The organism is Streptomyces sp. NBC_00631 (genome assembly GCF_045206895.1).
Classification (GTDB): Bacteria; Actinomycetota; Actinomycetes; order Streptomycetales; family Streptomycetaceae; genus Streptomyces.
This window is the reverse complement of the sequence record NZ_CP107734.1, coordinates 8940490-8953101: the sequence shown is the minus strand read 5'-3', so window position 1 is coordinate 8953101 and position 12612 is coordinate 8940490. Positions and strand designations below refer to the sequence as shown.

The 12612-nt window shown below is 69.2% G+C and carries 11 protein-coding genes; 10 read left to right on the top strand and 1 reads right to left on the bottom strand.

The features are described 5' to 3' along the window. Positions 1-8 precede the first annotated feature (8 nt). Entirely contained in the window at positions 9-572 is a 564-nt protein-coding gene (locus OHB00_RS40745) for a GNAT family N-acetyltransferase (RefSeq protein ID WP_406442632.1), read from the top strand. Here OHB00_RS40745 and OHB00_RS40740 read toward each other — a convergent pair. Beyond that, positions 559-1134 carry an adenylosuccinate lyase gene (locus tag OHB00_RS40740; protein WP_406442630.1) on the bottom strand — a complete coding sequence of 192 codons (576 nt, stop codon included), beginning with the start codon at positions 1132-1134 and terminating at the stop codon, positions 559-561. The genes OHB00_RS40745 and OHB00_RS40740 overlap by 14 nt on opposite strands. A 377-nt stretch (positions 1135-1511) precedes the next feature. Between OHB00_RS40740 and OHB00_RS40735 the strand changes: the two genes are divergently transcribed. The 9 genes from OHB00_RS40735 to pssA all read left to right on the top strand — a co-directional run bounded on the left by OHB00_RS40735 (position 1512) and on the right by pssA (position 12471). Further along, a complete protein-coding gene (locus tag OHB00_RS40735) occupies positions 1512-3317 on the top strand; it encodes a 3-hydroxyacyl-CoA dehydrogenase family protein (RefSeq protein WP_406442628.1) in 1806 nt (601 codons plus the stop codon). A gap of 160 nt (positions 3318-3477) precedes the next feature. Next, positions 3478-4293, top strand: a complete 816-nt coding sequence (locus OHB00_RS40730) for a TetR family transcriptional regulator (protein WP_406446195.1) — start codon at positions 3478-3480, stop codon at positions 4291-4293. A gap of 406 nt (positions 4294-4699) precedes the next feature. Beyond that, positions 4700-6043, top strand: coding sequence for a crotonyl-CoA carboxylase/reductase (ccrA, locus tag OHB00_RS40725; RefSeq protein ID WP_406442626.1), 1344 nt, complete (start codon positions 4700-4702; stop codon positions 6041-6043). 17 nt (positions 6044-6060) lie between these two features. Then, positions 6061-8109 (top strand): protein meaA, encoded by a 2049-nt coding sequence (locus tag OHB00_RS40720; RefSeq protein ID WP_406442624.1) that lies wholly within the window; start codon positions 6061-6063, stop codon positions 8107-8109. Then, positions 8106-9071, top strand: a complete 966-nt coding sequence (locus OHB00_RS40715) for a CoA ester lyase (protein ID WP_123972515.1) — start codon at positions 8106-8108, stop codon at positions 9069-9071. The genes OHB00_RS40720 and OHB00_RS40715 overlap by 4 nt, the downstream gene beginning before the upstream one ends. Before the next feature lie 5 nt (positions 9072-9076). Continuing rightward, complete coding sequence (locus tag OHB00_RS40710; RefSeq protein WP_062667068.1) at positions 9077-9589, top strand: MaoC family dehydratase; 513 nt, start codon at positions 9077-9079, stop codon at positions 9587-9589. Positions 9590-9592: 3 nt separating this feature from the next. Next, positions 9593-10798, top strand: a complete 1206-nt coding sequence (locus tag OHB00_RS40705; RefSeq protein WP_406442622.1) for an acyl-CoA dehydrogenase family protein — start codon at positions 9593-9595, stop codon at positions 10796-10798. A gap of 169 nt (positions 10799-10967) precedes the next feature. Then, positions 10968-11624, top strand: a complete 657-nt coding sequence (locus OHB00_RS40700) for a phosphatidylserine decarboxylase (protein ID WP_189266580.1) — start codon at positions 10968-10970, stop codon at positions 11622-11624. Then, a complete protein-coding gene (gene pssA, locus OHB00_RS40695) occupies positions 11611-12471 on the top strand; it encodes a CDP-diacylglycerol--serine O-phosphatidyltransferase (RefSeq protein ID WP_406442619.1) in 861 nt (286 codons plus the stop codon). Before OHB00_RS40700 ends, pssA begins: the two co-directional genes overlap by 14 nt. Positions 12472-12612: the final 141 nt, after the last annotated feature.

Genomic DNA, 12612 nt, shown 5'->3' with positions numbered 1-12612 from the left:
GTGCCGCCATGAACGACGACTCGCTCCACGGCTCCTCTGCCCATGACGCCGCCCTTCATGTCCGCCCGATGACGCTCGACGACTGCTGCCGGGTCTCGGAGATACGCGTCCGGGGCTGGCAGTACGCCTACCGGGGCCTCATGCCGCAGCCGTTCCTGGACGGGCTCAGTGCCGAGCGGGACGCCGAGCGGCGGCGGGCCAGGTTCCGCGACGGCCGGGACGGAGTGACGGAGCTGGTGGCGGTGCGCGACGGCACGATCGTGGGCTGGGCCGCGCACGGGCCCTACCGGGAGGGTGAAACACGCACCGGGGACGCCGAGTTGTACGCCATCTACCTGGACGAGGCGCACCTCGGCACCGGCGCCGGGCGGGCGCTGCTCGCGACGGTTCTTGAGCAGTGCGCCGGGTACGCGCGCGTGTATCTGTGGGTGCTGAAGGAGAACGCGCGCGCCCGGCGGTTCTACGAGATCGCGGGCTTCGTCGCCGACGGCGCCGAGGAGCCGTACGAGGTCGACGGGGTGCCGGTGCCCGAGGTGCGGTACGTCAAGGAGCCCGGCGTCACCTCTGCCTAGGGATGCGGGCGAGGGCCTGCACCGCCGCCTCGGCGAGGGTGGGGTGCGCCAGGGCCTCGGTCAGGACGCGGCGGGCGCGGTTGTCGCCGAGGACACCGAGGCCGTCCACACAGGCGAGGGCGACCCTGCGGTAGGGGTCGTGCGGGCGCAGCCGGCGTTCCAGGGTGGTGATCAGCGCGGGGACGGACTCCGGGGCGCCCAGTTCGACCAGCAGGCGGACGGGGTGCAGGGCATAGGCGACGCGCAGTTCGTTGGTGGCGAGGGCGGCGGCCGCGCGGGCGGTACGCGGGTCCCGCAGGCGGGCGAGGGCGTAGGCGGCGGAGGCGCAGCGGGGTGGGTCGCGGTGATTGAGCAGGAGCACCAGGGTCTCGAAGGCCCGCCGGTCGCCGGCCGTCCCCAGCCGGAAGGCCGCCAGCTCCCTGGCCCACAGGGGCTGTCCGGCGGCGGTCAGCACCTCCGCCAGTTCGTGGTGGTCCTCGGTGGCCAGAAGCCGGTCGTAGGCGGCCGTTCCCTGCGACTCCTGCCGCAAACGCTCCGTGAGTGATCGCAACTCTTCGTCCACGAAGCCCAGCGTAGAGGGGTCGCGGGGATGGAGGGACGTACATCACAAAGTCGGGGGGCTGGCGCGCTCGTTACCCGCCGGTTAAGCTCAATCGAGCGAGTCACCCACTCGCCATCGCTCACGTCGGTTTGGTGACGCAGCCGCGTGAGTGTCAGGTCGGTTCGGTACCTCGGTACCGCAGTACGACTCGGCTCCGGGACAGGGCCGGTCGGAATCCGCCGCTCCCGGGCGTGTGCGCGCCCGCGGCAGCAGCACCGGGCGTGTGCGCTCGCAGCCCGGCGACACCCGCATTCACGCAGCTCTCTCCGCACCCGGTGCGCCCCCTCGGCGCACCCGGGCGCGTTTCCAGTCGTCACCCTCATTCCTGGAGTCCCGCGATGGCCACTCCCCAGTCCGACCCTTCCCTGTCCCCGCTCAGGACGATCGCCGTCATCGGCCTCGGCACCATGGGCACCGGTATCACCGAGGTCCTCGCGAGGGCCGGCCGCGAGGTGATCGGCATCGACGTCAGCGAGGCCCAGGCCGCCAGGTCCCTCGCCGCCCTGGAGGCCTCGACGGCCCGGGCCGTGGCGCGCGGCAGGCTCACCGAGCAGGAGCGCGCCGACCTGCTGGCCCGGGTCCGTACCGGCACCGACCTGACGGCCGCGGCCGACGCCGGCCTCGTCATCGAGGTGGTCCCGGAGTCGTACGACATCAAGCACCAGGTCTTCCGGGAGCTGGACGGCATCGTCGGCCCCGAGACCGTCCTCGCGACCGGCACCAACGCGCTCTCCGTGACCCGGCTGGCCGCCGACTCGGCCCGTCCCGAGCGCGTCCTCGGCCTGCACTTCTTCAACCCGGCCCCGGCGATGAAGCTGGTCGAGGTGGTCTCCTCGGTCCTCACCGCGCCGAGCGCCGTCGCCGCCGTCACCGACCTGGCCATCGAGCTGGGCAAGGAGCCGGTCGCGGTCGGCGACCGCCCCGGGTTCGTCGCGGACGGCCTGCTGTTCGGCTACCTCAACCAGGCCGCCGCGATGTACGAGGCGAAGTACGCCTCCCGCGAGGACATCGACGCGGCCATGCGGCTCGGCTGCGGCCTGCCGATGGGCCCCCTCGCCCTGCTCGACCTGATCGGCATCGACACCGCGCGTACGGTCCTGGAGGCCATGTACGCCGAGTCCCGCGACCGGCTGCACGCCCCGGCCCCGATCCTCAAGCAGCTCAGCGAGGCGGGCCTGACCGGCCGCAAGTCGGGCCGCGGCTTCTACACGTACGAGACCCCGGGCAGCACCACCGTCGTCCGTGACGCGCTCACCCCGCTGGACGGCGCCGCGCTCACCCCGGGCCGTACGGTCCGCTCGGTCGGCGTCGCCGGCTCCGGCACCATGGCCTCCGGGATAGCCGAGGTCTTCGCCAAGGCCGGGTACGAGGTCGTCCTCGCCGCCCGCAGCGAGGAGAAGGCGCAGGCGGCGAAGGCCCGTATCGGCAAGTCCCTGGACCGCTCCGTCGGCAAGGGCCGGATGACCGCCGAGGCCGCCGCCCAGACCCTGGACCTGATCACCCCGGTGGGTTCGTACGACGCCTTCTCGGACGTGGACCTGGCCGTCGAGGCGGTCGCCGAGGACCTGGAGGTCAAGCAGCAGCTGTTCGCGACCCTGGACAAGGTCTGCAAGCCGGGCGCGGTCCTGGCCACCACGACCTCCTCGCTGCCGGTCGTCGCCTGCGCCCGCGCCACCTCACGTCCGCAGGACGTGATCGGCATGCACTTCTTCAACCCGGCGCCGGCCATGAAGCTGGTCGAGGTCGTCCGGACCGTGCTGACCGCCGAGGACGTCCACGCCACGGTCCGCGAGGTCTGCGCGAAGATCCGCAAGCACGCGGTCGACTGCGGTGACCGGGCCGGATTCATCGTGAACGCGCTGCTGTTCCCCTACCTCAACAACGCGATCAAGATGGTCGAGGAGCACTACGCGTCCCTCGACGACATCGACGCGGCGATGAAGCTGGGCGGCGGCTACCCGATGGGCCCGTTCGAGCTGCTCGACGTGGTCGGCCTGGACGTCTCGCTCGCCATCGAGAAGGTGCTGCACCGGGAGTTCCGCGACCCGGGCCTCGCGCCCGCGCCGCTCCTGGAGCACCTGGTGGCCGCAGGCTGCCTCGGCCGCAAGACCGGCCGCGGCTTCCGCGAATATGCCCGCCGCTGACGGCGTCGGCGACTGGTTCCGGGACGAGAAGGAATGGGGCGGACTGCTCGACCCCGGCAGCCATCTCGCGCCCATCCAGCCCGGCGGTCCCCCGCCCTTCACGGGCGGGGGAAACCCCGGACATGCGCATCAAGCTGCGCACATGCAGTACGTTCGGGTCATGCCCCAGCCCGCCAAGTCCTCACGTACCCCCGCCACGCCCGATGCGCCGGAGAGTGCCGCGGGCAGCCGCGCGGCGGCCCAGCGGCTCAAGATGCGCCGCGAACTGGCGGCCGCCGCGATGGAGCTCTTCGCGACGAAGGGGTACGAGGCGACCACCGTCGACGAGATCGCGGCGGCGGCCGGGGTCGCCCGCCGCACCTTCTTCCGTCACTTCCGTTCCAAGGAAGAGGCGATCTTCCCGGACCACGACGACACGCTGATCCGTGCCGAGGCCGTGCTGAACGCGGCCCCGGCCCACGAGCACCCGCTCGACACGGTGTGCCGCGGCATCAAGGAAGTCATGAAGATGTACGCGGGCCGGCCGGAGATCTCGGTCGCCCGCTACAAGCTCACCCGCGAGGTGCCGACGCTGCGTGAGGCGGAGATCGCGTCGGTGGCCCGGTACGAGCGGCTCTTCACCCGCTACCTCCTCGGCCACTTCGACGAGCACGCCCACGCGGACGACGCGAACGACGACCCCTTGCTTGCCGAGGTCGCGGCGTCGGCGGTGGTCACCGCCCACAACCACGTGCTGCGCCGCTGGCTGCGGGCCGGCGGCCAGGGAGACGTGGAGACCCAGCTGGACCACGCCTTCGCGATCGTGCGGAAGACGTTCGGGACGGGGATCGGGGCGGGCCGGGACACGACGGCGCACCGGCCGGCCGCCGCGAGCACCCTCGCCTCGCAGGGCGAGGTGCTGGTCACGGTGGCCCGCACCGACGCTCCCCTGGACGAGGTCATGCGGACCATCGAGCAGGCGCTCAAGGAACGCTGAGCCTCCGTCCGGGAGTGCCCTTGGCCACCCTGCCGCTGTGATGACGGCCACCCGCCCGGGTGGCCGTTTTGGCATGTCAGGGCAGCTTTTCAGGCATCTTTCAGCGGCCGTTCGATCGATCATCGCTCATTTGTTACGTAAAGATTTCATCTGAGGCGAAGTGCTGGCACTCAGTGCCTTGCGGCCTGACACGCGGTGTCATACGTTGATGGTGTCCGGCCTGTCCCGGTGAGCCCATCGGCCCGCCCGCCGGACGCCTGCGTCACAGGCAACCTCCCGCGCCACAAAGCGCTGCCGAAGCACCACCCCGCCGAACCGACGGCACCCTTTCCCGAAACCCTCAGCAGCACCGACGTAACCCTCAGCACCCCTTCCCTCAGGGGCGCACACCGCCGGAGGCAACACCGTGACCACTCAGGACATTCTGGACGCGATCCAGTCGCCGGAATCGACGCCGGCCGACTTCGCCGCCCTTCCGCTTCCCGAGTCGTACCGCGCGATCACCGTGCACAAGGACGAGACGGACATGTTCGCGGGCCTGGAGACCCGCGACAAGGACCCGCGCAAGTCGATCCACCTCGACGAGGTCCCCCTGCCCGAGCTCGGCCCGGGCGAGGCCCTGGTCGCCGTCATGGCATCGAGTGTCAACTACAACTCGGTGTGGACCTCGATCTTCGAGCCGCTGTCGACCTTCGGCTTCCTGGAGCGCTACGGCCGCCTCAGCGAGCTGACCAAGCGGCACGACCTGCCCTACCACATCATCGGCTCCGACCTCGCGGGCGTGGTCCTGCGCACCGGCCCCGGCGTCAACGCCTGGAAGCCCGGTGACGAGGTCGTCGCGCACTGCCTCTCCGTGGAGCTGGAGTCGTCCGACGGCCACAACGACACCATGCTCGACCCCGAGCAGCGCATCTGGGGCTTCGAGACCAACTTCGGCGGGCTCGCCGAGGTCGCGCTGGTCAAGTCCAACCAGCTGATGCCGAAGCCGGACCACCTCAGCTGGGAGGAGGCCGCCGCCCCTGGTCTGGTCAACTCCACCGCCTACCGGCAGCTGGTCTCCCGCAACGGCGCCGGCATGAAGCAGGGCGACAACGTGCTGATCTGGGGCGCGAGCGGCGGTCTCGGCTCGTACGCCACGCAGTTCGCGCTGGCCGGCGGCGCCAACCCCATCTGCGTCGTGTCCTCGCCGCAGAAGGCGGAGATCTGCCGGGCGATGGGCGCCGAGGCGATCATCGACCGCAACGCCGAGGGCTACAAGTTCTGGAAGAACGAGCAGGAGCAGGACCCGAGGGAGTGGAAGCGCTTCGGCAAGCGCATCCGCGAGCTCACCGGCGGGGAGGACGTCGACATCGTCTTCGAGCACCCGGGCCGCGAGACCTTCGGTGCCTCGGTCTACGTCACCCGCAAGGGCGGCACGATCGTCACCTGTGCCTCCACCTCCGGCTACAACCACGAGTACGACAACCGCTACCTGTGGATGTCCCTGAAGCGGATCATCGGCTCGCACTTCGCCAACTACCGCGAGGCCTGGGAGGCCAACCGGCTGATCGCGAAGGGCAAGATCCACCCCACCCTGTCGAAGGTCTACTCCCTGGAGGAGACCGGCCAGGCCGCCTACGACGTGCACCGCAACCTCCACCAGGGCAAGGTCGGTGTGCTGTGCCTCGCCCCCGAGGAGGGCCTCGGCGTGCGCGACGAGGAGATGCGGGCCAAGCACCTCGACGCCATCAACCGCTTCCGCAACATCTGAGACACCCGAGGTCATAGATGACTGAGCGTCAGATCGCCGACGGGGCTCGTGTGAAGGACCGGCCGTGGCTTATGCGCACGTACGCCGGGCACTCCACGGCCGAGGCGTCCAACGAGCTGTACCGGCGCAACCTCGCCAAGGGCCAGACGGGCCTGTCGGTGGCGTTCGACCTGCCGACGCAGACCGGCTACGACCCCGACCACATCCTCGCCCGCGGCGAGGTCGGCCGGGTGGGCGTGCCCGTCTCGCACCTCGGTGACATGCGCCGGCTGTTCCAGGACATCCCCCTGGAGCAGATGAACACCTCGATGACGATCAACGCCACCGCCATGTGGCTGCTGGCGCTCTACCAGGTCGTCGCCGAGGAGCAGGGCGCGGACATCACCAAGCTCCAGGGCACGACCCAGAACGACATCGTCAAGGAGTACCTGTCCCGGGGGACGCACGTCTTCCCCCCGGGGCCGAGCCTCCGGCTGACTACGGACATGATCGCGTACACGGTCTCCCACCTCCCGAAGTGGAACCCGATCAACATCTGCAGCTACCACCTGCAGGAGGCGGGCGCCACGCCGGTCCAGGAGATCGCGTACGCGATGTCCACCGCCGTCGCCGTCCTGGACGCGGTGCGCGACAGCGGCCAGGTGCCGCAGGAACGGATGGGTGACGTCGTCGCCCGTATCTCCTTCTTCGTGAACGCGGGCGTCCGCTTCGTCGAGGAGATGTGCAAGATGCGCGCGTTCGGCCGCATCTGGGACAAGGTCACCCGTGAGCGGTACGGCATCGAGGACGCCAAGCAGCGCCGCTTCCGGTACGGCGTGCAGGTCAACTCCCTGGGGCTGACCGAGGCGCAGCCGGAGAACAACGTCCAGCGCATCGTCCTGGAGATGCTCGCCGTGACGCTGTCGAAGGACGCACGCGCGCGTGCCGTGCAGCTTCCCGCGTGGAACGAGGCCCTCGGCCTGCCCCGGCCCTGGGACCAGCAGTGGTCGCTGCGCATCCAGCAGGTGCTCGCCCATGAGAGCGACCTGCTGGAGTACGACGACATCTTCGAGGGTTCGCACGTCATCGAGGCGAAGGTCGCCCAGCTGGTCGAGGACTCCCTCGCCGAGATGGACCGGATCCAGGAGATGGGCGGCGCGATGGCCGCCGTCGAGTCCGGCTACCTGAAGTCCCAGCTGGTGGCGTCGCACGCCGAGCGGCGGGGCCGGATCGAGTCCGGCCAGGAGAAGATCGTCGGTGTCAACATCTTCGAGACCACCGAGCCGAATCCGCTCACCGCCGACCTGGACACGGCCATCCAGACCGTCGACCCGGCGGTCGAGGCGAGGGTCGTTGCGGCGATCGGTCGCTGGCGCGACACGCGCTACCAGCCGCCGTTCAACCACCCGCGGCCCTGCAAGGCCCTGGAGCGGCTGAAGGAGGCCGCCAAGGGCACCGACAACCTCATGGCGGCCACCCTGGAGTGCGCCCGCGCGGGCGTGACGACCGGCGAGTGGGCCGGGGCCCTGCGTGAGGTGTTCGGCGAGTTCCGGGCGCCCACCGGGGTCTCCTCGGCTCCGACAGCGGTCCCCGTCGAGGCGGGCTCGGCGCTCGCCGAGGTGCGGGCCAAGGTGGACGCCACCGCCCGCGACCTGGGCAGCGGCAAGCTGCGGTTCCTGGTCGGCAAGCCCGGTCTGGACGGGCATTCCAACGGCGCCGAGCAGATCGCGGTGCGGGCCAGGGACGCCGGCTTCGAGGTGGTCTACCAGGGCATCCGGCTCACTCCCGAGCAGATCGTGGACGCGGCCCTGGCCGAGGACGTGCACGCGGTGGGCCTGTCGATCCTCTCCGGGTCGCACACCCAGCTGGTCCCCGACGTCCTGGAACGACTCCGTGTGGCCGGTGCCACAGATATACCGGTGATCGCCGGTGGCATCATCCCGAACGGGGATGCCGAGCAGCTCAGGGAAGCCGGAGTGGCGGCGGTCTTCACCCCGAAGGACTTCGACATCACCGGAATCATCGGCCGCATCGTCGACGAGATCCGCAAAGCGAACAAGCTCGACCCTCTGGAGGTCCCCGCATGACGACGCCCGTCAACCGTCTCCGCCCGCGGCGCTCGTGCCTGGCAGTACCCGGTTCGAACCCGCGCTTCCTGGAGAAGGCGCAGGGTCTCCCGGCGGACCAGGTCTTCCTCGACCTGGAGGACGCGTGCGCGCCGCTCGCCAAGCCCGAGGCGCGGCACACCATCGTCAAGTTCCTCAACGAGGGCGACTGGACCGGCAAGACGCGCGTGGTCCGCGTCAACGACTGGACGACCGAGTGGACGTACCGTGACGTCGTGACCGTGGTCGAGGGCGCCGGGCAGAACCTGGACTGCATCATGCTGCCGAAGGTGCAGACGGCCCAGCAGGTCGTCGCGCTGGACCTGCTGCTGACCCAGATCGAGAAGACCATGGGCTTCGAGGTCGGCAAGATCGGCATCGAGGCGCAGATCGAGAACGCGCAGGGCCTCAACAACGTCAACGAGATCGCCACCGCGTCCCAGCGCGTGGAGACGATCATCTTCGGCCCGGCCGACTTCATGGCCTCCATCAACATGAAGTCGCTGGTCGTGGGCGAGCAGCCGCCCGGCTACCCGGCGGACGCCTACCACTACATCCTGATGAAGATCCTGATGGCCGCCCGCGCCAACAACCTCCAGGCGATCGACGGCCCCTACCTCCAGATCCGCAACATCGACGGCTACCGCGAGGTCGCCCGGCGCGCCGCCGCGCTCGGCTTCGACGGCAAGTGGGTGCTGCACCCGGGGCAGGTCGAGGCGTCCAACGAGATCTTCTCGCCGTCGCAGGAGGACTACGACCACGCCGAGCTGATCCTGGACGCGTACGACTACTACACATCCGAGGCGGGCGGCAAGAAGGGCTCCGCGATGCTCGGCGACGAGATGATCGACGAGGCCAGCCGCAAGATGGCCCTGGTCATCTCCGGCAAGGGCCGGGCCGCCGGCATGCAGCGCACGTCGAAGTTCGAGATCCCGGAGGCCTGAGGGCGATGCAGTTCGGACGCACGTACGAGGAGTTCGAGGTCGGTGCGACGTACAAGCACTGGCCCGGGAAGACGGTCACGGAGTACGACGACCACCTGTTCTGTCTCCTCACCATGAACCACCACCCACTCCACATGGACACGAACTACGCCGAGAAGACGACGGACTTCGGCAAGAACGTGGTGGTCGGGAACTACATCTACTCGCTGCTGCTCGGCATGTCCGTCCCGGACATCTCGGGCAAGGCGATCGCGAACCTGGAGATCGAGTCGCTCAAGCACGTGGCGCCGACCTTCCACGGCGACACGATCTACGGCCAGACGACCGTGCTCGACAAGTGGCCCTCCAAGTCGAAGAACGACCGCGGGATCGTCTACGTCGAGACCAAGGGCTACAAGCAGGACGGCACGCTGGTGTGCGTGTTCCGCCGCAAGGTGATGGTGCCGACCGAGACGTACATCAAGGAGCGCGGCGGCGAGCAGCCGGGCCGCCCCGAGCTCAAGGAACAGGGGAAGTAAGCGATGGCCCGTCTCGCCCAGACCGCCGGTCTGACCGACGTCCAGCAGGAGATCCTCTCCACTGTCCGCGACTTCGTGGACAAGGAGATCATCCCGGTCGCCACCGAGCTGGAGCACCGCGACGAGTATCCGCAGCAGATCGTCGACGGCCTCAAGGAGCTCGGCCTCTTCGGCCTGATGATCCCCGAGGAGTACGGCGGCCTGGGCGAGTCCCTTCTGACGTACGCGCTGTGCGTCGAGGAGATCGCCCGGGGCTGGATGTCCGTCTCCGGGATCATCAACACGCACTTCATCGTGGCGTACATGCTCAAGCAGCACGGCACGCAGGAGCAGAAGGAGCACTTCCTGCCGCGGATGGCGGCCGGCGACATCCGCGGCGCGTTCTCGATGTCGGAGCCGGGCCTCGGCTCGGACGTGTCGGCGATCACCTCGAAGGCGGTGCGGGACGGCGACGAGTACGTCCTGAACGGCCAGAAGATGTGGCTGACGAACGGCGGTACGTCGTCCCTCGTGGCCGTCCTCGTACGAAGTGACGAAGGACACCCCGAGGGCACGGCTCCCCACAAGTCGATGACGACCTTCCTGGTGGAGAAGGAGCCGGGCTTCGGCGAGGTGCGCCCCGGCCTCACCATTCCCGGCAAGATCGACAAGATGGGCTACAAGGGTGTCGACACCACCGAGCTGATCATGGACGGGCTGCGGATTCCCGCCGATCGGGTGCTCGGCGGCGTCACCGGCCGAGGTTTTTACCAAATGATGGACGGGGTCGAGGTCGGCCGCGTCAACGTGGCGGCGCGTGGCTGCGGCGTCGCACAGCGTGCGTTCGAACTGGGCGTCCGGTACGCCCAGCAGCGTCACACGTTCGGCAAGGCGATCGCCCAGCACCAGGCCATCCAGTTCAAGCTCGCGGAGATGGCCACCAAGGTCGAGGCCGCGCATGCCATGATGGTCAACGCCGCACGCAAAAAGGACTCCGGGGAACGAAACGACCTTGAGGCAGGGATGGCGAAGTACCTCGCCTCCGAGTACTGCAAGGAGGTCGTGGAGGACGCCTTCCGGATCCACGGCGGCTACGGCTTCTCCAAGGAGTACGAGATCGAACGTCTCTACCGTGAGGCGCCGATGCTGCTGATCGGCGAAGGCACCGCCGAGATCCAGAAAATGATCATCGGGCGGAGACTGCTCGAAGAGTATCGATTCCAGGGCTGATTGTCCTGATACGGGGTGTTTTCTTCGAGAAGAAGATCACACCCCGTCAACGGTCTTCAGCCGCCGACTCGTCTTCCTGGCTTGCCCAGTTGTGGCCCCCGACCGGTACGATCCCGGAAAGCCGCCGTCCCCGTTTCCCGCGCGGCATCATCCGCTACGAAGGTCATCCATGCCCCACAGCCAAACCTCTGCACATCGAGACAGCCTGGCCGGCGTACGCCTCGCGCGCGGAGCATCGCCGTGGCTTCTCCCGACCGTCGCCACCGCAGCCGTCAGCCTGCTCCGCGCCCGTCGCTCCGGCGCGGCCAAGGCCGTCGCCGTGCCCGCCACCGCGCTGGCGGCGGGCATGCTGTGGTTCTTCCGCGACCCCGAGCGTGAGATCGCCCAGGGCCGTGTCATCTCCCCCGCCGACGGTGTGGTGCAGAGCATCATGCCCTGGAAGGACGGCCGCACCCGCGTCGCCATCTTCATGAGCCCGCTCAACGTCCACGTCAACCGAGCGCCCCTCTCGGGCCAGGTGACGTCGGTGGAGCACATCCCCGGTGGCTTCGTTCCCGCCTTCAACAAGGAGAGCGAGAACAACGAGCGCGTAGTCTGGCATTTCGACACCGAACTCGGCGACATCGAGATGATCCAGATCGCCGGCGCGGTGGCCCGCCGTATCGTCCCCTACGTCCCTCAGGGTACGAAGGTCGAGCAGGGCGACCGCATCGGGCTGATCCGCTTCGGCTCGCGCGTCGACATCTACCTGCCGGAGGGCGTGGAGGTGGCGGTCGAGGTCGGCCAGAAGACCGTGGCTGGGGTGACTCGCATTGACCGTGATTGATCCAGAGACCCAGGCGGGCTGGGTGCCCGAGGCCGACGAGATCGGCGAGGACGAGGAGGAGATGCCGCTCTCTCTCCGCCTCTCGATAGCGGACACCCTCACGCTCGGCAACGCGACGTGCGGCTTCATGGCGGTGTACTTCACCACCACCGGCATCCTGATCCCGCACCTCACCGGGGACGACCAGTCGGCGGGCATGGCACGCCACAGCGCCGCGACCGCGGTCATCCTGATGCTCTGCGCGGCGATCTTCGACCTGTTCGACGGCCTGGTGGCGCGCAAGCTGCGCTCCTCCCCCATGGGCGCCGAGCTGGACAACCTCTCCGACCTGATCAGCTTCGGCCTGGCCCCGGCGTACTTCGTCCTCGTCTACGGCATGGTGGCGGACGACGCGTACCAGAAGGTGGCCGCGGTCGGAGCGGTCGTGGTGCTGCTGGCCGTGGTGCTGAGACTCGCGCGCTTCTCGTGCGTGACGCCGCCGAACGGCATGTTCCAGGGCATGCCGTCGCCGTTCGGCGCCCTCACGGTCGTCTCTATCGTGCTCCTGGAGCTGCCGTTCTTCGCGACGCTGCTCGCGATCCTCGGCACGGCGTGGCTGATGGTGAGCCGGGTCGAGTACCCGAAGCCGCGCGGCCGCCTCGCGGTCGCGATGCTGTCGTGGATCGTGCTCGGCGTGGGCCTCCTGGCGGCCTGGGCGTTCGACGCCCCGGGCGGCCAGCTGCTCCTCCAGACCGGCTGCGCGCTGCAGCTGGTGACGGGTGCGGTGATCCCGCTGTTCGCCACGGCCCGCCGGGTGAACAACTTCCGCGACAACCGGCGCGAGGCGCGGGCGGCACAGCTGCCCTGACCCTCGTCACGACGCGAAACGGGTGTGGCCCGAGCCTCGCAGGCTCGGGCCACACCCGTTTCGCGTTCAAGGGCGTAGGACGTCGGCCCTTGACGGGTCAACTACCGCTGGCCAGTGCGGAGTTGCGCAGCGCGAGACAGA